Below are 22,142 nucleotides of genomic sequence, written 5' to 3'. Positions count from 1 at the left end.
GCGGGGGGCTCCATTCGTTCAACGAACCGTGAGGCCCCCGATTAAGCCCCCAAAAACTACAGATGTCAAGAAACCCGGTAATCCTTACCAGGACAACCGGGCTAATCTAACTGCTTGTTTTTATAACGCATTAAGACTCACTGAGACATCTTAATACTAAAATCTGGCTCCTCTGACTGGACTCGAACCAGTGACATACGGATTAACAGTCCGCCGTTCTACCGACTGAACTACAGAGGAATCGTGTGGATTCGTATGTTAGCGGCGAAAAAATTTTTGTCAAACCCCATTTAACCGCCTACAGGTTCGATTGCGGATTCTCTCATCACTTTGTTGCATTTGCAGACACTTTATCTGCAAAAAACTTTGCAGCCTTACGATTTCTCGCTCATTATTGAAATGTGGTTTCAACTTTCTTCTCTAAGGTCCATTTTGAACGTCTCCGCAGCCTTACGCCAGGTGGTCGCCCGCACACCCTGGTATGCCAAACGCAAGAGTTATAACATCCTGTTCTGGCGTGAAATCACCCCACTTGCGATCCCCATTTTCCTGGAAAATACCTGTGTCCTGTTGATGGGAGTCCTCAGTACGTTTCTTGTCAGTTGGCTGGGTAAGGAAGCAATGGCTGGGGTGGGACTTGCCGACAGTTTTAATATGGTGATTATGGCTTTTTTTGCCGCAATCGATCTGGGGACGACGGTTGTTGTCGCCTTTAGCCTGGGTAAGCGTGACCGACGACGAGCCAGGGCAGCAGCCAGGCAGTCCCTGGTCATTATGACTCTGTTTGCCGTATTGTTAGCTGCCGTCATACACTATTTTGGCAAGCAGATTATAGATGTCGTTGCAGGAGAGGCTACTGCGGATGTAAAAGCTCTGGCGCTAATCTATCTGGAGTTAACGGTTCTCAGTTATCCGGCTGCCGCAATTGCCCTGATTGGCAGCGGAGCCTTGCGTGGTGCCGGAAATACGAAAATACCACTGTTGATTAATGGCGGCATGAATATTCTGAACATTATTATCAGTAGTATTCTTATCTATGGTATTTTTTCCTGGCATGGGCTTGGTTTTATTGGCGCCGGACTGGGGTTAACTATTTCTCGTTATATTGGCGCTATCGCAATTATCTGGGTTTTAATGATTGGTTTTAACCCTGCGCTACGGATTCCCCTTAAAAGTTATTTTAAGCCCTTAAATTTCGGCATTATTTGGGAAGTCATGGGTATCGGGGTGCCAGCCAGCGTTGAGTCAGTGTTGTTTAACAGTGGGAAATTACTCACGCAAATGTTTGTTGCTGGTATGGGCACCAGCGTCATCGCCGGTAATTTTATTGCATTTTCCATTGCAGCGTTAATAAACCTGCCGGGAAATGCTTTAGGTTCGGCATCCACCATTATTACAGGGCGTCGTCTGGGGAATGGGCAGATAGCCCAGGCCGAGATTCAGCTTCGCCATGTATTCTGGCTTTCTACCATCGGGCTGACGGCCATCGCGTGGCTTAGCGCCCCATTCGCCGGTATTATGGCGTCATTTTATACCCATGACCCGGACGTCAAAAATGTCGTCGTGATCCTTATCTGGCTGAACGCGGCATTTATGCCAATCTGGGCCGCCTCGTGGGTGTTGCCTGCTGGTTTTAAAGGCGCACGAGATGCGCGTTTCGCTATGTGGGTTTCAATGCTTGGTATGTGGGGCTGCCGCGTTATTGCAGGTTATGTGCTGGGAATATTACTTGGCTGGGGCGTGGTTGGCGTCTGGCTGGGCATGTTTTTTGACTGGGCTGTACGTGCTGCCCTTTTTTACTGGCGAATGGTCAGTGGGCGCTGGCTATGGAAATATCCGCGCTCTGTACGCAAAGTAAGGTGAAAAGCGGCGTAATGCCTGAATATTCAGCGAAATGAAGAATATTTCAGCAAACGAATTTTTTTATGCATTCAGGCTTTGACAAGCCGAACGCACATCGTTAATATTCGCCCAGTTCACACGATTCCTCTGTAGTTCAGTCGGTAGAACGGCGGACTGTTAATCCGTATGTCACTGGTTCGAGTCCAGTCAGAGGAGCCAGATTCAGAAAAGCCTGCCTTCGGGCAGGCTTTTTGCTTTCATCATAACCCTGATGTCAGGCTGACATTAACTGACATTCCTGAGCGCCGCTCCAGCACCCCGATAGCCCGGCAGACATCAACGCCATTTCCAGTGATAAACGCGCGTAATACCGACGTAACGGGCAATAGTATGATTCAGGGCCATTTCAGTTCGATGATGGAGTGACAAACGCTGTATCCCGCAGCTAAAGCTCGCAACATAAAGCCTTTTGACGCTTGCTGGCAGATTCCCGGGGGGGGGAGGTAACCGCAAAAGGCTCCTGTATTACACCAGGTGCTTATCCACTGGTTTTGCTGTTCGACTCCCATTCACTGCGTGATGATATCCATAAACTGTTGGCACGCAATATCAAACTGAAAATCTTGCTGACTCGCAGGAAAAATGTTTTGAGGCGATGCTGCTTTACGTCACGGTAATTGTTAACGGTCATACCGGTATAAGGGGCCGTACTGGCGAAGACTGGCACTTCTTTCAGGCCATAACGCAAATAACGTCGTCCACAGACAATATAATGCTGTTGGGAAACGATACCTGGACAGCGATGAAAGAAATGAACACCGGGCTTCACTCCGTAACGTTATCCGTGACTCCGGGGAATATCTCTGTTCATAGATGATACATTCATATTAAATATTAATTTTAAAAAAATTATTGAATTAAATATATATCCAATAATATTAGCTTCGGTGAAAAATAATAATTTATTATGAGTGGCTCAGGCCATATGAAAAAATGCCTGGAATAATCTGTTAATAAAAGCATATCTCACAATATTTGTATTCAAAAGTCTTTCTGCTTGATATCGTTCTGCAGATGCCTTATTTATACTTACGCATCAAATAAATAAAAAATATAAAATGTCGCTTTTTTATGACCAGGAACAGCGTATATGGAATTTCGTAATCTGACGCCATTTTCTGTAATGGAATATGCAATGGATGATAAACACAATAAACGTTATCACGTCATCGCCATGAAAACTGGTTTCAGGCTGGTCCGGGATGCAGTGGGACACTGGCAGGCGAAACTGATGGACTATCCGCCATTGCCGTTATCGGTGGAGGACAAATTTTCCGGGGAGATGAACGTCTCTCCGGTGGTGCATGAAAGTGACCTGGCCCCTTTCAAACCCGCCTGCGATATCATTGTTAACGGCACGGCTTACGCGCCGGACGGCATCGCTGTACCGGAGATAATCGCAGGTGTAGTGATGCGCTCACCGTCAGGCGAGGTGTTGCTGGGCAAGAAACTGAAGATAACCGGTCAGCGTTTTTATCGGCGACAGTCATTAACCGGGCAATGGGATGAAACCGCCCCTGAACCTTTCGTCTCCCTGCCGCTGGATTATCGTTACGCCTTTGGCGGCGAATGCCGCGTGGAAGCGGACAGTGGCTATGCTGACCGCATTCCGGAAGAAAACCGTCTGACGGAAGAACAACGGCGCGAACACCCTGAGGCGGATAACCCGCCGCTGGCGCATATGGCCTGGCCGGTAAACCCGCTGGGGCTGGGATATACACCCTCCTGGTACCTACGGGCTGGCAATATCCACCAGGTGGAAGCTCCCCGGATTATCGCCATGGACGCACCGTTCACCCTTCAACATTTTATTAACGTTTGTGAAGGGAAAACCGACTGGTCTTCCCCGGAATGCCAGCCCGCAGGTTTTGGCTGTATCAGCCGTACCTGGCTGCCGCGCCTGTCGTTGGCGGGAACCTGGGATCAGGCGTGGCTGGAAAACCGTCATCCCGGTCTTCCGGAGGATTTTAATTTCCGCTACTGGAACAGCGCGCCACGTGACCAGCAGATCCCTTTTCCCGCACCGGGTACCACACTCACTCTGTACGGACTGCACCCGGATGGGGAAATGACCTTCACATTACCCGTAAACCGGGCCGGTATTCTGCTGCGAATGGATACGGGTGAATGGGTGCCGCAGATGATGTGGACCGATACGTTACTGATTGATGCTGACACCCTCACACTGGCGCAGACCTGGCGTTATCTGCTGCCCGTTAATCCGTCAGTACGGGTAATGGAAGCGCGTTATCACGTTCCAGGAGAATAATGATGGCGAAAAATTATATCGCCCGCCAGGACGGGCTGTGGACGGTCATCAGCCTGACACCGGATGTCTGTAAAACCCCGGTGGGAAGCAGCACACCGCCGGTTCCCTATGCTGTGATAGCCAGTCTGGGAGACGCGGTTCAGACCGTGCAGACAGTGAAAGCTAACGGACACCCGGTACTGGTTCTGGATCAAAGTATTATTCCTTATACCAAAGGTGATGAGCCTGGGGTGGCGAAGGGGGTTAAAAGTGGCACGGTTGGCGACATCTGCGAACCGCTGGAGCACAGCAGAACCGTTTTTGCCGGTGGTAAGCCTGTTCTGCGCCACTTCGATAAATTCTGGATGAATGCCAGAAATACAACGGGATTAATTATCGGGCAGCCTCCCGTTGCTGCTGATTCGGTCAGTAAAGCTGACCCTGCGCCGGAGCCGGAAACAAAAGAAGAACAAAGTATCTGGGACACAATGCTGATGATCCAGACAGACCAGAGCCGTGCGCAAATAGAGGCTGCTCCTGTTTTGCTTGATATCACCATCGGGGCGGCCAAAGCCTTCTGGAACCAGTTTCCGGATCTCGCAACAATATTGGGGCAGGGGGCTGCTATGCAGTCCGCTGGCGAGATGCAGATGAACGGAGCCATGCTTTCGGCAATGGGCATGGATGAGATGGGCGAAGCACAGTACCGGATGGGTGAGGAGGTTATGGCGCACGCCGGTGATTTTAACCTGGATGAATACCGTCTGAAAATGAGCAACAGGAACCAGGAAATCGGCGGTATGGCGTATGACTACGGTTCGCTGGTGCTGGGCGGATATGGTCTGGCCAGAGGCGGATTTATGGGGCTTAAAACCATGCGGACAGCCAGTAAACTGGTGCATGAAGGCGAGGCCGGCGGAAAATTTGCTGCACATATGATGAAAATGGATAACGCCGAAGATGCTGCAACGGATGCGGAAAAATTGGCGGATGATGTGGTTCCCGAAGGCCGGGACGGTGCGAATATTAAAGGAGAAACACAGGGGAACGGCGACAGAGGGGATGGTGTAAACAGTATGTTATGCACTAAATCTGGTGAGCCGGTGGACATCGGAACCGGTGATTTTCTCCAGCATTTTAGCGTACTCTCGCTGCCGGGCTCGCTGCCGTTGACGCTTTCGCGATTTTACCGTTCACAGGCCAAAGGCACCGGGATTTTTGGCCCGAAATGGACCGATGAATGGTCCTGCATGCTGACGGTACATGGCAATGATATGCATTTTACTAACCATGAGGGTGTGGACTTATATTACCGCATCCCGCAGAACGGAATTTTCCGTGATACAGCAAACTCCCGTCAGGCGTATTATCGGTTGTCGGGGGATATACGTGATGAACTGACTATTTTCGATCGCCGTTCACAACACTCGCAGATTTTTTCTTTAACAGATAACGGTATTTACCTGTTATCAGCAATCCATGACCGTTATGGCAACCGGGCTGATTTTATCCGCACGGAGGGTTTGTTGACGGGCATCCATCACAGCGATGGTTATACGCTCGCGCTCGGCTGGCAACAGCGACAACTGGTGAGTATTGACCTGGCGACACCACAGCGCCAGCGTCTCGTCACCTGTCACTACGATAAAAATGGATATCTGGCGGAGTGCGATACCATCCAGTTTTCACATTTATGGCATGAGTATACCTCCGAAGGATGGATGACCCGCTGGCGGGACACGGATAAAACCTGCGTGGATATCGTCTATGACACGCTGGGGCGGACGGTTAGCACTCTGTCAACAGAGGGCTACTTTGATGACCAGTTTCTTTATAACGATGATGAGAAATGTACCACCTATCTGGATGCCGAAGGTGGCGAAACCCGTTACTGGTACAACGGGGATGGCCTGGTCACCCGCAGCATCGACCCGCTGGGACGGGAAGAAACCTCAGTCTGGGAGAACACCCGGCTCCGGTCCCGCACCGATGCGCTGGGACGCACCACGGCGTATGACTACAATAACGAAGGAGAGATAAGCCGTGTGTCTCTGCCGGGTGGCTACAGTCTGTATTACGACTACAACGAACACGGTCAGCTCACCCGGTTGAGCGCACCGGGGAATCAGGTGTGGCTGTGGGAATATGACGGGAAAGGCAGTATGGTCTGCCTGACCGACCCGCAGGGGCGTCAGCAGCAGTTCAGCTACAGTGAACACGGCGATTTACTCCGGCAGATTATGCCGAACGGCGCAACCTGGCGCTGGAGCCACGATGCGTTACATCAGGTGCGGGCAACCACCGCGCCGGACGGCGGCGTGACACAGACAGAGCAGGACATTCTGGGCAGATTGCTGAGCGTGAAAGACCCGCTGGGCTACACCACGCAGTTCCGCTACAGTAAGAACCATGCCGGACCACAGGGCAGCGTGGAAGAAATCCGTCGCCCGGACGGTGTGCGCGAACTGATGCGCCAGAACAGCGAAAAGCTGCCGGAAAGCTTCACCGATGGCGAAGGCAACACCACCCGCTACGAATATGGCGCGTTTGACTTGCTGACCGCTGTCATCCGCCCGGATGGCGAGCGTCTGGCGTGCCGTTACGATAAACTCACCCGCCTGACCGAAATCACTAACGCCGAAGGTGAGCATTACCGCCTGAGGTACGATAAAGCCGGGCAGCTTGTCGCTGAAACTGATTTTACCGGACGCACGTTAACCTACAGCTATGATGCCGCCGGACGCTGCATCCGTACCACCTTCCCCGACGGTACACACCTGAACCGCCAGTACAGCACCACCGACCAGGTGACCCGCGAGGAAGTGGCTCAGGGCGACAGTGACCGGGTGCTTAGTTGCACGACGTTCATCTACGATGCTCTCAGCCGCCTGACAGAAGCCCGGAATAACGATGCCACCGTCACGTATGAATACGATGACGCCAGCCGGGTCACCGCCGAAACCATTAACGGCAGGCGTACTGAATATAATTACGACCCCGACCAGGATACGGTCTCGCAGCGCACCACTGCGGGTATTACAGAGCGTTTTACCCGTGGACTGACAGGAGAACTCACGCAATGGCAGATAGACGGCCATACCCCGCTGACCCTGGAGCATGACCTGCGTGGCCAGGAGATATCCCGGCAAAGTGAAGCCGGATTCAGCCTCCGCCAGAATTACACCCCCACCGGGATGCTGACCGGACAGCAGGCCGGTGACCTCACGGAACAGAATCCACACTACCGGCGCAACAACACCCTGCAACGCCAGTGGCTGTACGACAAAGCGTATAACCTGACGATGATATCGGACTCGCTGCGCGGTACGATGGTCAACAGCGTGACGGCAAACGACCAGATAAGCCATGCCACCTGGACCGGCAGCAGCGACATCCCCATGCGGGAAGAGTGCTTCGCTTACGACAGAAACCTCAATATCTCGCGCCACCAGACCTGGGTGAATGAGGTCATGGAAAGTGAGACGCACCAGCGCCAGCTGCATGGCCGGGTGACGTCACGGGAGTACAAAGCCTGGCGGCATTCAACCTCCCGCATCAACCCGGACAGCGGGATGCCGGAGGAAGGTAAATTTGTCAGAGTCATCCGCGATGAGCAGACCACTTGGAAATACGATGTTAATGGTCGCCTGGTGGAAAAGCTGGTTGATAAAGGCGGCTACCGCCCACTCAGGTGGCGCTACCGCTGGGATGCGAGAAGCCAGCTAACCGGGCTGGAAACCCCTGAGGGCGAGCGCCGGGAGTACAAATACGACCCGTTCGGCAGGCGCATCAGCAAGCGCTGTACTAACCGGGACAGACCAGGAACGGATTTTCACTGGAACGGCGACCAGCTAACCGAAGAAATTCCTGTTGGTACTGACGGGACACCTGAATACGAAAATGCCATTCGCTGGATATACGAACCGGGTAGCTTCACGCCGCTGGCGCGGTACGAAAAGGGACAACTGCACTATACCATCACCGATACGGTGGGCCGTATTCAGGAACTGCTGACCGAAGACGGCACTATTGTCTGGCGGGGTAAGCAACACCTGTGGGGCCGTGAGGAAGGCAGGAACAAAGATGATACGCCTTCCTGTCGCCTGCGTTTTCCGGGGCAGTATGAGGATGAAGAATCAGGACTGTACTACAACCGCTTCCGGTACTATGATTGCGATACAGGGCAGTATCTGTGTGCAGATCCGATAGGGCTGGCGGGGGGGATAAACCTGTATGCTTACGTCGTAAATCCGCTAACTTGGATAGATCCGCTGGGATTATTTGGTTGTGGCCCAAAAGCTCAGAAGCATATTCTTCATGGTGATGGTCCTGGCAGTGGTGGTCATATGTGGCCAGGTCAACCGGGTAAAACAACTTTCCCCCAATCTTGGGATGGGAAAAAAATTATTTCTGAAGTTGATGATATTGTGAATTCGCCTTCAACTAAATGGTATGCCCAGCAAGGAACCGGAGGCGCATTAACTAAGTCAGGAAAAGCTGCTACCTGGGTTGCATGGGAAGTCAGGGATGGAGTGCAAATCAGGGTTGTTTATCAGCCAGCAAAAGGAAGGATTGTCACTGCATTTCCCGATAGTGGCCCTGTTCCACGCTTATCAGGAGCAAAATAATGGCTACAGCTACTGGCATCAAGTTTAAAAAATTCGGTGAAGAGTTCAGTAATAGGCTCCCCGAAGATGAATTAAATTATGCTTTGGGTTACATCGAGTTTGGGGAAGAGCCATTAGCATTTGAAACGCTATGTGACTATATATGTGAAAACGATATTCTCATAACAAAAAATGAATACGAACAAATTTGTATATTTAATTCATTATTTAATTACCCTTTAGAACGCGATGTTATCATTTATTTAAAGGGTTTAATCGGGTAGCTAAAAAGCCGGGTAAGAAATTAAATCTTCCCGGCTTTTTTATTATTTAATCTCCGTTCATTCCACTAAACAAGCACATCCTTAATCCCCTTAACCACCTGTTGAGCCTGATAAAGCTGCTCTCGCAGTCCCTGCACCTCGTTACAGTCCGCCATCAGCACAATGCACCCCTGTGAAATCTTCACGGTGACGCCGCGCCCTGTCTCGAAGCCCGCCTCGGCCAGCCAGTCGCCCTTGAGGTGTAGGCTGGGGCTGCGCGAATATCCGGTGGGGACTTTGGTTTTACGATCGCTCCTTCTCCGGGCAGCCAGTTTACAGTCCGTAAAACATCCATAGATGCAAATGCCAACTTGTTGGAGCGCTGCTGATAAAGAGAGTTTTACAGGCACATATAAAAAAACCTCCAGCTATGCCGGAGGGAACTTATTTGCGGTAAAACTGAGTTTTTAACGAAATGGCGGCTCATTAAATGTACGTAATTTACGTGAGTGCAAGCGGTCGCCTTCAGCGCGTAGCAGGTCGATAGCACGAATACCAATTTGCAAATGTTCTGATATAGCGCCCTCATAAAACCGGTTCGCCTGGCCGGGCAGTTTAATTTCACCATGTAAGGGTTTATCTGAGACACAGAGCAAGGTACCGTAAGGTACGCGGAAGCGATAGCCCTGGGCTGCAATCGTTGCGCTTTCCATATCAATCGCAACAGCGCGACTGAGGTTGAAGCGCAGTGCAGAAGCGGAATAGCGGAGTTCCCAGTTACGATCATCCGTTGTGACAACCGTTCCTGTACGCAGTCGCTGTTTAACCTCTTCGCCAGGCATTCCGCTAACCGCTTTGGTGGCGTCATACAGCGCACGCTGTACTTCTGCAATACTTGGGATAGGAATATCTGGCGGTAAGACGGCATCCAGCACGTGATCATCGCGTAAGTAGGCGTGGGCCAGCACATAATCGCCAATCGTCTGACTTTCTCGCAGCCCACCGCAATGTCCAATCATAAGCCATACATCGGGGCGCAACACAGCCAAATGGTCGCAAATCGTTTTGGCATTTGAAGGACCGACACCAATATTGACCAGCGTAATACCTTGTCCATCAGCCGTAACCAGATGCCAGGCTGGCATCTGATGTTTTTTCCATGCCAAATCAGATATGGCTTCTTCCGGCGCTTCAGTTTCCGCTGTGATCCAAATTCCACCGGCACAGGAAAGCGCAATATAAGGGCTGCCGGGATCAAGGATTTGACTGCATCCCCAGCGCACAAACTCATCGACGTAGCGGGTATAGTTAGTAAACAGAACGAAGGGCTGAAAATGTTCGACTGGTGTTCCCGTATAGTGTCGTAACCTTGCTAACGAGAAGTCAACGCGACGCGCATCAAAATGCGATAGCGGGTAAAACTCGCCAGGGTGGAACAGGCCGTCAGCTGTCTCATCCCCAATCTGTGCCAGTTCTGTCGTGGGAAAGTGACGCGTCAGACCGGCGCTCATAGAACGATCCAGAGTCAGAGCTGAGCCGTCTATTACATAAGGGTACGGAATCTCATGGTGCGAGGCTTCAACCGCGATATGCGCCCCGTAATCATGATAAACAAGGTTAAGTTGTTCCAGAAGATAGGCGCGAAATAGCGCTGGCCGCGTAACGGTGGTGGTATAACAGCCTGGATGAGTAAAGCGTCCAAAAGCACGTGTTTTAGGCGGGTTAGGTGTCGCACCATCCCAGCTTACCGACAGAGAAGGATAAACAAACAGTCCGTTAAGTCTGGCATGGGGATCGGGCAGCGTACCAGTGTCAATATAATCAGCGATGGCTTCACGGAGCGCATTGACTGACTGCTCGTACCGTTCCTCCAGTCGATCCAGCGCCTGTTCGGGTGTCAGGCTTGTGCCTGTGTTTTCCATATCATTCTCCTTAGCGTTCACAGGTGAGGCACGTCTTTCGATAGTATGACAGCAAAAGGGGAAACTAAAGGGATTAGCGTAAGAGCAACAACCGTAAACAGAAAGGATTCTAAAAAGTAAAAAGCCTGCCCGAAGGCAGGCTTTTCTGAATCTGGCTCTTCTGACTGGGATCGCCTTTGCCATTAACTGGCTGATTGGTAAGCTAAGCCTAAAAATTAGGGTTGTCAAGACCACCAGAATGACCACAAATTTTACTATAACTTTCAGTCATGCGTATACGATACATACCGCTGTCAGGACACTGGGCAAAAATTGCTTTACTACGTTCAGTTAATCAAAGCGCCTTATCCATTTCATCGTTGCCTCCATGGAGTCGAACTGTTCTGGTAGCTCCAGAAAAGGTCTGCGGTAATTATCAAAACGTACAGGGCGGGTCACTGCGGCTACTTTCTTGTAGCGCTGCGGGATAAACCCGGTATAAAGATCGCCTGTCTGCGGTACCGGCCCGGCAATAATGATGACTCCCCCCCGATAAGGATGAAGGCGGCATTCGGGCGCCAGTGCATGAGCCAGTTTTTCCACTCCACCCAACTCCGTTACCAGCGCATCTCCCAGTATCGTCAGCCAGTTCACGCCTTTTATCCGGTGATAATTTTCTTCAACTTCAAGTGAAAAATTGATCGGGTCAAAAAAATCAATACCGGGAAAACGCTGCATGGAGGCCCAGGTGTAGCGAGCTTTTGGCTCAATGCCCGTGCAGAGGGCATAGCAGAATCCGGCTGAGCCATGAACCGGCTGATGGCGTTCACACCAGGCCAGCGTCATGGCAAACAGGGTGGAAAAGTGATTTTCCCCCTCATCATTACAGACCGGCATGGAGCCCTGAATAAAGGACAGATCTGAACGTTCTGGAATGTCTCCCAAAAAGCTCACTCTCCAGGGAGAGGCGTTGAAGGACTGCCGTTCCCAGGTGTCATCGTAAAAAAGTTCAAAGCTAAATCCATAATCCACATCGTGATTTTCCAACGCCTTACGCCAGACAGGTACCGGGTTTCCTTTAATCATCCGGTTACTGCGGCTGTTGGGCAGCAGGTAGCAATTCAGATGCGGTTTAAAGTGCTGGTAGTAGGCTTCCAGTGAGGTGAGCATATCCTGATACATCTGTGGGGTTTTTTCCTCTCCGGGGGGGGCAATAAAGAGTTCCACCCCCAGCGCAATGCGGGCCTCTACCGCTACCCGGCCCATAATTTTGACTTTATCCAGCTCGGCAAGCGCGTTATTGTCAATATCTGGTAATGTCTTGTTATCACTCATATTCATTTCCGGTTTTTGAAATTAAAATGCCATGCTGCCCGCCTGGGTGCTGACCGCTCCCCAGGTCACAATATCGCCTGCCGGACCGTCAAACGGGCACAGTGTGGCAATAACAGCCACCACCACCAGTCCACCGAGGATGGCATACTGAGCGGCAGAAGCGCTTTTCTCTTCCGGCTGTGTCTCTGTCTGCGGCTGCTCCTGGGGTTTTTCATTCGGGCAGGTTTTTGGCCAGCCGGGGCACCGCTTCTTTACGTTAAACGTGTCATATTCTGAGTCGAGTTTTTTTGCCATCTTCCTGTAATCTCTGGCACGGTCAGGTGTTAAATCCCGGTCCGTCGGAAACTTAACATCAATCAGACGTCTGGGTTTGCCGTCCCGGTTAAGCTGAATAATGTCCATCCTCCGGCCCCCTTTGGGCGTGTAATACCGTGCGCTGGGGGCCCCTTCCTGAGTCCCTGAATAAATCAGTTCAAGGGCTTTATCAAAATGCACTTCTGTCCAGATTTTACATTCATCACTGGGATACCTGCCGTTATAGGCTTCTTCCCGAAGCTTGTCCTCCAGGCATTTCTGATAGGTAAAATATTCCCCCTCCGGATTCTGGGATTTCAGGTTATTACAGTGTGTGGTGTAACAATCCAGCGCATGTTTACAGATGATGTCATCCAGTTCATCATCACTCAGGCTTTCCTGGCATAATCCTGCCATATTTACCGTGTTGCGATGATTCATAAACAGCTTATCTGTTAACCGACTGGCTGGTTTTTTCTCAAAGAACACATCAAACGAATGAGATATCCAGTCTGTTTCTGCTTTGTTTGTCCCGGACAGCACGCCACCCATGCTGCCGGGCTCATTGAAAACACTACGGGCAAACTGCGAACCCATATTGGCTATCATGTTGCCTCCGTCGGCAAATACACTGACCGTGCCTTTCACCAGGTCAGCCGAACAGGCTTCATTTTCATATGCCACTGGCACACCGAAAGGCGGTGTTTTGCACACATCCGGCAATGTATTATGACTGATGCCGTTACTGCCTTTGTGGCACAGGGTTAATCCATTAATATTGATTGTCAGCATATCCAGGTCTTTTAATCGTTTGGTATCATTGCCACATTTTGTTCTCCGGAGAAAACGCCCCTGAATATGAGGGTAAAACCAGACAACTGATAAATAAACTGATGAAGTAGAGTATGTTTTATATGAATATGTCTTGATGTGAGTCATTCTTACTGCGATTTGGTATTGGATTTATCTAATTCATTTAATGGATTAATATATACTCCAATTTATGTTGTATCATGAATATTATTTAATGATATCGCATTATCGACCACCAATACTGGATATATCCTGCACCCTTATAATTGGTTCCGGTGTTATCACTGAAATGATGGAATAACGACGGAGTACTGGTTACTGGTGAAATGCAGCGGTATTTCATTAAGTGCGACAAAAACATTCAAAGCCAGATTCAGTTTTTTCTTTCATCAGCTCCTGCTGCACGGCGTAACGCATGATGTTGCAGAGTTGCTGCCGGGAACGGGACGCGACTTCCAGAAAGCCTTTTTCTTCGATATTTCTCAGTAACACTGTGAAATGCTGCGTTTTCAGCAGGGTGACAGGCAGATAGCCGATAGCCGGAAAAATGTGGTTGTTCATGCTGGCGAGCAGACGGGCGGCATAATCCGCTGACCATTTTTTATTACTCTTATGCCAGGCCAGCGCCACGGCTCTAAAATATTTATCCGGAGAATGAGCAATCCGTTCGTCGGTTCGTTGCTGGGCGGGGTTGATTTTCTGGGCCAGAAGTTTGCGAATACCTTCGCGCTGCTGGCGGGCATCGGACAGGGAAACCTGAGGGTACGGGCCTAATGCAATGCGGGATTCTTTGCCGTTAAAACGGTATTTGAGATACCAGAGGCGTGAGCCGCCCGGATTGATAAGCAGATACAAACCCTGGGAATCGGTCAGTTTAAAGGGAGTTGCTGAAGGTTTAGTCGCGCGGATTTTGCTGTCAGTAAGGGACATGTGGTGGTCACGCCATTATCGAACTGAAATGACCCCAAATCAGACCACCAATTTATCCTGATGCGGAGAGATAAATCAATATCCGCTGAGACAAGTTTCTACGCTAACTCTCTGAATCAAAACACTATTGAGACATTCTGAGACGCATAGAAACAGGAATTTGGCTCCTCTGACTGGACTCGAACCAGTGACATACGGATTAACAGTCCGCCGTTCTACCGACTGAACTACAGAGGAATCGTGTGAACGGGGCGCATAGTAACGACGTGCGATCGGCTTGTCAAAGGGAGAAACAGAATTACGCGTCTGTTTGCCGACAAAAACAACAAAGCGTTGAACTTTTGATCTCATCATCACTTTGCCCCGGCGTGGTGCAGCATCGTCTGTAATTGCACAAGTTAAGCGCGACGAGCTTGTTGTGACGGCTGCCATCCTGCGTCTGATGCGGTGTGAAAACCTGGCAGGCATTTTGCTAATAATTTTAAGATGTGACGCCATAGAGGTTAAAGGCAGGGGATTATGAACTTCAGACGCTTGAAGTATTTTGTGAAAATTGTTGATACAGGCAGTCTGACACGGGCCGCAGAAGTATTACATATCGCGCAACCAGCGCTCAGCCAGCAGGTAGCTACGCTGGAGGGAGAACTGAATCAGCAGTTATTAATTCGAACAAAACGCGGGGTGGTGCCAACGGAAGCCGGAAAAATTCTTTATGCCCATGCCTGGAACATTCTGCAGCAGTGTGAGCAGGCGAAACTGGCGGTTAATAGTAGCGGGAAGGCGCGTCATGAGACGCGGGGTGTTTCTGGCCTCGTCTGCACTTCTCAGACAAGTACGCTAAGCATAAGAATGTGTCACCGTAAAATGTGCGAGTCGCCGGGCAAGCCTGTGAGAGAACCTGAGGGGAGAGGATAAGGTGTGTTTATAACTTAATTTAAAGCAGGATGGGGATGAAAGGCACTGCTTCATCCTGCCGGAAACAGTGAAATCCTTTTTTAGATAATGTCTTTGGTAACGTTCCCAAGGCGGAAAAATTTGTATAATATGTTGGAAGACACTAAAGAAATCAGGCTGGCTGGTGTGTCATCCATAGCTGGTGTCAAAGGACATATTAAGGTGAGCCAGTCATTGTGTTAACTGTTGGCACAAAGGAAGTGTAAGGGAGAGGTAAACTGATAACTATTTGATTTTTCTGGATGACCTTGGTATTTATTGATGCAATCTAAGCAGTGACGTTCAGATAAGACAGTCAATGGCTTAAAGTGACTTCATTTTGCATGAAGTGCTATACGAACTGACCTCGTAGTATAACCGTTTCCGCAAACCTTCTTCTGTTCTCATTCCTGGTAAACGACAGATTCTCCCCGGTATTATAATGATTTGCTATGCATGTTTTTTGTATGTCAATTCTGGACGAAAACCAAAAAGACATGTCGCCTGAAAGTATATTGCATTAAACTGGGTTGAATGCGCTCCTGTAACAGATATGTAATATAACTAATATAACGTCATGACGTGTTATTTAGAAAAGCGAATAATGTCTTAATGGGGATGAATAAAAGAGCAGGGGAATGTTGAGTTGGATTGTTATTTCCTTACCATGCCAATATTTATTCGCCACAGCACTTCAGAAAATATGCCTGAGTCCATTTTAGGACAAACATCTTTTGAAACAAATAAATTATGGCTATTCGAAGTTAGAACTGAAATGTACTGGGTAGTGAATAATGGTGGCATTATAATGCATAATTTATCATGCGTGTTTTTTTATTTTTATAATAGAGTCGTATTTTTGGAAAATGGTTGTTTTATATTTGTTGTTAATCATAAGTGTGGTGTATGGATTTGATAATTTTCACATGTAAAATAAGTTCTTTCGATATCATGAAAACTGAAAATAATATAATAAAAACAATATATTATGCGCTTTATTCGACATGTTTAATTTATTTCTCGAAGAGGTGCTGTTATTTCAATTGTTTACTTGTTACAAAGTGTTTCTGCGATATAATCTTAGTGAATAATGATGCTTATATTTTATGTTGAATTAGGTTAATCTTGTCTGGCGTGGACAGTGTGTATACGGCTTACCTTATAGGTTTACGCTGAACAAAAAGATACATTTTAACGCTTAAAATAAAGTTAACTAACGAAACTAATTGATAGAGGTAATAGCATTTTGCAGGAGCACAATACTGTGAGGTGCGTGATAGAGTCTGCCGTGGGGTATATGTGCTCAAGTTTAACAAAAGACAGGTCCGCGACCGCTTTCTGAAACTTTATGATATTAATAATGAGCGTTTTTAAAAACAATGAGTCAGCGCTACCTGACAGGTGGGTCATAAGCCTCATATCTTTGGGCGTTATACTCAAGTATATTTATGCAAAAGAAAGATATTATGCATTTCTTTTTCACTGCTCTGGTGAAAAGGTGCGAGGAGTCGAGTAATTTTTTTTATTAACGTGATAGACAGTTGAGGTTTTTGGTAGTCATTCTGCCAATCAGGGTAAAGGGACCTGATTAGGTAACTTGCCGAGACATTGCCAGAAGTGCAGCAATTAAAAACATTTGCAACTATTTCAATGTTAATTATGTGGTTTTTAGTGAAAACAATCTTGCTTAATTTAACGGGCATCGGTCTTTTGCATGTACATGAGGGAAAGCGACTATCAGTTGGTTAGTAAACTATAAATTCGCTTTGAGATGTCTTTTTTACGGATGCTGCTTATATTTCTATGAAGTGATTGAATAATTATTTACTGATGATACCGTGTTAGTTACAAAAGGATGAACTAAGATGCCCCATGAACCTGATGCTTCAAACCCTTTACATTCGTTTGATTTTGCTCTAAAGACGAAACCCAGACAGGCCATTAAAATTCTGCATGAAAAACTGTATAGCTTTGGAATTCCTTTCGAACTGGAGCAGGGAGAGGAGATCTATTATAGTGATGACAAAGAAACGGCTTTTATTATTCTTCTGACCGAAGGATGCGTTTCCGTCTGCCATTTCAACACCGGGCTTCACTCTGGTACAGGATTCGCACCGACGGTGCTCGGACTTATAGACGGCTATAGTCTTTACTATGGGGTTGAAAATCGCCCGCGGCACTATATTTGTGCGGAGACGCACTGTAAAGGCTTTAAGGTTCCTCTGGCGGCGTTTGTTGAACAGTGTGATAAACATGATTTGTGGCATGATATTGCGCGTATTCTCGCACAACGACTGATGACAATGAGCGCGATGGAGGAGGAACTGGTTGGACGGGATGCCTATGGCTCTATTCGTGCCGTCCTGATGGAGCTCTGGCTATATCCGGAAGACATTCGCAGCCAGCTCAACATCGCCGCGTTTATTCAAAAGCGGACTAATCTTTCCAGAAGCCGAATTATGGATGTATTATCAGCCCTGAAAAAAGGCGGTTACATCGCCATTAAAGTAGGTAAACTTGTTGATCTTAAAAAATTACCCAAAGCTTTTTAGCTCGTTTTAACATACTGCTACGACATAGACGATGTATGCCTCCTGGGAGAGGCAAACATCCTTTTTCTATTATCCAATCATAAGCCGCATTTTTTTAATCCTCGAAATAAGATTGCTGCCACACTGACATAGACATAGCGACATGTGAGGTGACAGTTATCATTGCTAATGCCCATTCTATTATAATATCCAATAAAAGACTTTCCTGCTAAAACAATAATAAATACCCATTTATGAAATTCATCCAAAATAGGATATTTTGAAGCTTTGTCCAACTTTGGAGAATTAATCAAAAGAAATTGAATTGCATTTTTGAGGTTGATTTAATGTTTCTGTGATTATCGTGCGTGCTCGAACTCTTATTCTTGTAAGAGGCGGTAGTAATTTCTTGCTGAAGGGTATTCGACATGGCCGTGATTAATCAAGCCGCGCGCAGCATAGCTGCATAACGACTTCAAATGTGCGCAAATTTTGATATTCGGATGGAGAGTTTTCGTTGAAAAGCAATGGTAAGTTTTATAAAACAAAAATCGCGTTGGCCTGTTCTTTAGGATTGGCCTTTCAGGCATCCGCGACAGATATATCTAATGGAACCTGGGACACCTTCACATACGATGGCACGACCGGTGTTCCTGTGTATCAGGGCTATGCTGACTGGAATGCGGATGATGCCGATGTGTATCCAGTTATCAACAATGCGGTAGTCAATGGTGTTATTTCCACAAATTATCTTGATGCAGATACCGCCAATCCAAATTCGCTCTCAATCAGCAATACAACTATTCATGGAATGGTAACGTCAGCTTGCATGACAGACGGCTGTGTCGATACTGTTCAGAATTATAATGATCCGCTGACATTAACCGTGGATAATTCCACAATTGACGACAGCTTCGAACATTTTGATTATTATGATACAGACGGCACGGCAGCCGGAACGATTCCTACCTATGCGCTTGGGACTGCAATTACGCTGGATCAAGAAAGCAACATTGCCATTGAGAATAACTCGCATGTTGCGGGTATTACTTTAGGGCAGGAAGAGCAGGATTATGCTGATAGCGGTAGTACTGATAGCTTCGTTGATAATATTACCGTTACGGATTCAACGGTAACGTCAGGTTCCTGGACGGAACTGGACACGACTGGTTTTTATGGACAGTCTGAAAAACCGTCAGATTATAGCGGTGATGCGACGATGACGGTGAATTATGACGTCAACGGCGATGGCACAATCAATAGCAATGATCGTATTGTTAATATGAACGACGTTGCGCTTGCCGCAATCGATAATTCAGCTTCTGAAGAATCGATGAAAACCAATGCTACCTTTAGTAATTCCACGCTGACCGGCGACGTACTGTTTGTCAGTACCTTTAATTCAGGTTTTGCGCCGCAGGGAGAAGATACCAACGCGGATGGCGTTATTGATTCAAATATGGGCTACAGCGATGATAGTCTCAACCAGGATGAAATGAACCTGACGCTGGATAATGGCAGCAAATGGGTTGGCGCCGCGATTTCAGATGTTCAGGCGACAGCCGACTTGTACGATGTTGCCGCTAATAGTCTGTGGCCAGCATCAACTTATAGTAGCGATACTGGTTATATTGATGGTGCTGACGTATTCCAGAGTGGCGTCTTCAATGTCACGCTGGATCATGGTTCAGAATGGGATACGCGTAAAGCCTCTGCTATTGATACGTTAACCGTTAACAATGGTTCTCAGGTTAATGTTGAAAGCTCTTCACTGCTGGCTGACAGCATCAATTTGAACACAGCTTCTTCTATGAATATTGGCGATGATGGCCGCGTTGCGGCGAATACGCTAAATATTGATGGTTACAGCGATGTTAATTTAACTGATGAAACAGCCGCTCTGTATGCCAATACCATTACCGTGAGCAACAATGCGACGCTGGAATTGGGACTGGGCCAGGTTGATACGCATAATATGGTCTTAACGTCAGGCGGTACGCTCGATGTCGCCAGCCGCGATTATGTTCTGAACAGCGATTTGAATACCGGCTACACTAATGGCAATACGGATAATGCTGCTGATTATGGTGTGGTGGGCCTGAATTCTGACGGTCATCTGGCGGTTAACGGCGATGTTGCCGGTAATTACAAAGTGCGCATTGATAATGCGACGGGGGAAGGGGCTGTTGCGGATTACAAAGGCCATGAGCTGATTCGCGTTTATGATGACAATGCTGATACCAGCGCATCATTCACCGCTGCGAATAAAGCGGATCTGGGTGCTTATCAATATGAAGCACAGCAACAGGGTGATTCCGTGGTTCTGAAACAAGATGGCCTGACGGATTACGCGAATATTGCGTTGAGTATTCCTTCCGCTAACACCAACATCTGGGATCTGGAGCAGGATGCGCTGGCGAATCGCCTGGATAATGGCCGTCAGGCACAGAATGGGGTTGACACGGGGGGCGCTTGGATCTCCTACATTGGCGGCCATTTCAATGCTGACACTGATACGCTGAGCTACGATCAGGACGTTAGCGGTGTGATGGTAGGCCTTGATAAGGCGATCGACGGCAACTATGCGAAATGGATCGTCGGTGCAGCAGCTGGCTTTGCGAAAGGCGATATTGATCAGGATTCTGGTCATGTCGATCAAGATAGCCAGTCTGCACGCATTTATGCGTCTGCGCAGTTTGATAACAACATCTTCATTGACAGCTCCGTAAGCTATAACCACTTTGATAATGATCTGTCAGCGACAATGAGTAATGGCAGCGCAGTTAATGGCGATGGCATCTCTTCTGACGCCTGGGGTTTTGGTCTGAAAACGGGTTATAACTGGAAATATAACCAGAGCGGATATGTTACGCCGTATGCTAGCGTCTCCGGCTTGTTCCAGGATGGCGATAGCTATCAGCTCAGCAACAATATGAGTGTAGACGATCAGTCCTATGACAGCATGCGTTATGAAGCGGGCATCAATACGGGCTACACCTTCACTTTCGGCGATCAATCGTTTACACCGTATGCGAAAATTGCTTACGTATATGATGATGCCGATAGTAATAGCGCAACGGTCAACGGTGATGATATTGACAATGGCGTTAAAGGATCTGCGGTGCGTGCCGGTCTGGGGGGGCAATTCAATTTCACCAAAAACTTCAGCGCTTATGCCAGTGGCGATTACCTCGGCGGTGGCGATGTGGACCAGGATTGGTCAGCTAACGCTGGTGTGAAATATACCTGGTAATTATTTTTCATCATCTGTAGGCCCATTATTAATGGGCCTGTTTTTTATTAACAGCAATTGAGTGATTGAAATGATAAATTTTGTTTCCTGCTCACGGGATAAATATTTAGAGTTTGGCATGAAGCATATTCTTGAGCCTGTAATAACGAAGCACCCACAGAATGTCAAGGATACCTTACTCTTTTTAGTCGATGAGGAAATGCCGCTGGATAGTTTGTTGGCTCTCAGACGGCGTAAAGATATTGAAACTTATAGTAAAGTTATTATTTTATCGGACTCGCTATCATGGGAATGCATCAGACGCTTTATTCCTGGTACAACGCATTTTTATATCGTACGTTGCAGTACGGCCATCATCTCCTTTTTGGGCCAGATAAATGCACTACTGGAAAAAGAACGTTTAAACTCATCAGGATACTCTAAAAAATTACTGACGAATAAAGAAAAAAGCGGTGTCTTTGCTTTTCACAGCGCCACTAAATGTCCGGAAAACATCAGTGATGAGTTTCTGGCAAGTAAAATTAAAAGCCATTATAAACAACGAGCAATGAAAAAATTAGGCATCAAGAATAATCCCGGCTTTAGTGCATTGATTAACTCATGTAACTTTGAAAGGATTATGAGTTTTTTGTAAAACAACCATTCTCTTGCCACGCGATCTCAGTCAAACTAAATCTTACCACTAAATATCCGTTTTTATTACTAATTGATAATTCTGATAACCAGCCCAGGCTGGTTTTTTCTGCCATTTACAGAGGAAGTGTAGGAGTGTAGGGCAACTACTCACTGGAAAAGTGTGGTGGCCGATGCTTATCTTCGGCTTGCCTCGGAGGACTGCAATTCACCACATAGACGGTAGAGAGTTATAACGAGGATAATAAATTACTACGTAAAATTAATCATGGATCCTGGAAAATGCGCGCCAGGATATCGCTATAAACTGGATTATAAGATATGACATCGGGGCAATAAACACAGCAAAAACAAAATATCCTATAAAAGAAAACACCGTCACGGATACCAGCAATGCCAGTCCGCTGACCCACCATGTCATTTTCACTTTCTCCTGAAGTTAAGAAATACAAAAAGCATGCAATCTTTTGCCAGTCACTGTCTGGTCGTACAAATTCTA

Annotated in this window: 11 protein-coding genes, 3 tRNA genes and 2 pseudogenes; 9 read left to right on the top strand and 7 right to left on the bottom strand. The window is 47.7% G+C overall.

The annotated features are described in order from the left end of the window. Positions 1 to 164 precede the first annotated feature (164 nt). Positions 165 to 240: transfer RNA gene (locus SBG_RS09555), tRNA-Asn, on the bottom strand. Positions 241 to 399: 159 nt separating this feature from the next. Here SBG_RS09555 and SBG_RS09550 point away from each other — a divergent pair. The 5 genes from SBG_RS09550 (at position 400) to SBG_RS09525 (ending at position 9,041) form a co-directional block, all read left to right on the top strand. After that, positions 400 to 1,863 (top strand): EmmdR/YeeO family multidrug/toxin efflux MATE transporter, encoded by a 1,464-nt coding sequence (locus SBG_RS09550; protein WP_024135054.1) that lies wholly within the window; start codon positions 400 to 402, stop codon positions 1,861 to 1,863. Between the two features lie 122 nt (positions 1,864 to 1,985). Further along, a tRNA-Asn gene (locus tag SBG_RS09545) sits at positions 1,986 to 2,061 on the top strand. Positions 2,062 to 2,992: 931 nt separating this feature from the next. Next, on the top strand, positions 2,993 to 4,171 hold the full coding sequence (locus tag SBG_RS09535) for a DUF2169 family type VI secretion system accessory protein (RefSeq protein ID WP_000395716.1): 1,179 nt from the start codon (positions 2,993 to 2,995) through the stop codon (positions 4,169 to 4,171). After that, positions 4,171 to 8,778: a PAAR-like domain-containing protein gene (locus SBG_RS21105; protein WP_000968080.1), complete on the top strand. Its 4,608-nt coding sequence runs from the start codon at positions 4,171 to 4,173 to the stop codon at positions 8,776 to 8,778. Before SBG_RS09535 ends, SBG_RS21105 begins: the two co-directional genes overlap by 1 nt. Then, positions 8,778 to 9,041 (top strand): MafI family immunity protein, encoded by a 264-nt coding sequence (locus SBG_RS09525; protein ID WP_000179616.1) that lies wholly within the window; start codon positions 8,778 to 8,780, stop codon positions 9,039 to 9,041. The genes SBG_RS21105 and SBG_RS09525 overlap by 1 nt, the downstream gene beginning before the upstream one ends. Before the next feature lie 65 nt (positions 9,042 to 9,106). Here the strand turns inward: SBG_RS09525 and SBG_RS09520 are convergent, their stop codons facing one another. The 6 genes and pseudogenes from SBG_RS09520 to SBG_RS09495 form a co-directional block, all read right to left on the bottom strand. Continuing rightward, the gene (locus SBG_RS09520; RefSeq protein WP_079775221.1) at positions 9,107 to 9,352 is read right to left on the bottom strand and encodes a SymE family type I addiction module toxin; all 246 of its coding nucleotides are present in this window, start codon (positions 9,350 to 9,352) and stop codon (positions 9,107 to 9,109) included. Between the two features lie 135 nt (positions 9,353 to 9,487). Then, a complete protein-coding gene (locus tag SBG_RS09515) occupies positions 9,488 to 10,942 on the bottom strand; it encodes an AMP nucleosidase (protein ID WP_000432056.1) in 1,455 nt (484 codons plus the stop codon). 330 nt (positions 10,943 to 11,272) lie between these two features. Continuing rightward, complete coding sequence (locus SBG_RS21100) at positions 11,273 to 12,256, bottom strand: type VI immunity family protein (protein ID WP_001282591.1); 984 nt, start codon at positions 12,254 to 12,256, stop codon at positions 11,273 to 11,275. A gap of 21 nt (positions 12,257 to 12,277) precedes the next feature. Beyond that, the gene (locus SBG_RS23140) at positions 12,278 to 13,342 is read right to left on the bottom strand and encodes a DUF4150 domain-containing protein (protein WP_000955764.1); all 1,065 of its coding nucleotides are present in this window, start codon (positions 13,340 to 13,342) and stop codon (positions 12,278 to 12,280) included. Positions 13,343 to 13,753: 411 nt separating this feature from the next. Continuing rightward, positions 13,754 to 14,293: pseudogene (locus SBG_RS09500) on the bottom strand (tyrosine-type recombinase/integrase); the annotation flags it as partial. A 161-nt stretch (positions 14,294 to 14,454) separates the two neighbouring features. Beyond that, positions 14,455 to 14,530 (bottom strand) — tRNA-Asn (locus tag SBG_RS09495). A 282-nt stretch (positions 14,531 to 14,812) separates the two neighbouring features. Here SBG_RS09495 and SBG_RS09490 point away from each other — a divergent pair. The 4 genes and pseudogenes from SBG_RS09490 to SBG_RS09475 all read left to right on the top strand — a co-directional run. Continuing rightward, positions 14,813 to 15,076, top strand: a pseudogene (locus tag SBG_RS09490) (LysR family transcriptional regulator); the annotation flags it as partial. A 2,015-nt stretch (positions 15,077 to 17,091) separates the two neighbouring features. Further along, positions 17,092 to 17,778 (top strand): helix-turn-helix domain-containing protein, encoded by a 687-nt coding sequence (locus SBG_RS09485; protein WP_001119815.1) that lies wholly within the window; start codon positions 17,092 to 17,094, stop codon positions 17,776 to 17,778. Positions 17,779 to 18,274: 496 nt separating this feature from the next. Continuing rightward, a complete protein-coding gene (locus tag SBG_RS09480) occupies positions 18,275 to 21,010 on the top strand; it encodes an autotransporter outer membrane beta-barrel domain-containing protein (RefSeq protein WP_000841160.1) in 2,736 nt (911 codons plus the stop codon). Between the two features lie 70 nt (positions 21,011 to 21,080). After that, complete coding sequence (locus SBG_RS09475; protein WP_024135053.1) at positions 21,081 to 21,644, top strand: hypothetical protein; 564 nt, start codon at positions 21,081 to 21,083, stop codon at positions 21,642 to 21,644. Positions 21,645 to 22,142 lie beyond the last annotated feature (498 nt).

Source organism: Salmonella bongori NCTC 12419, from assembly GCF_000252995.1.
Lineage (GTDB): Bacteria > Pseudomonadota > Gammaproteobacteria > Enterobacterales > Enterobacteriaceae > Salmonella > Salmonella bongori.
This window is presented reverse-complemented; position numbering and strand designations above follow the sequence as displayed.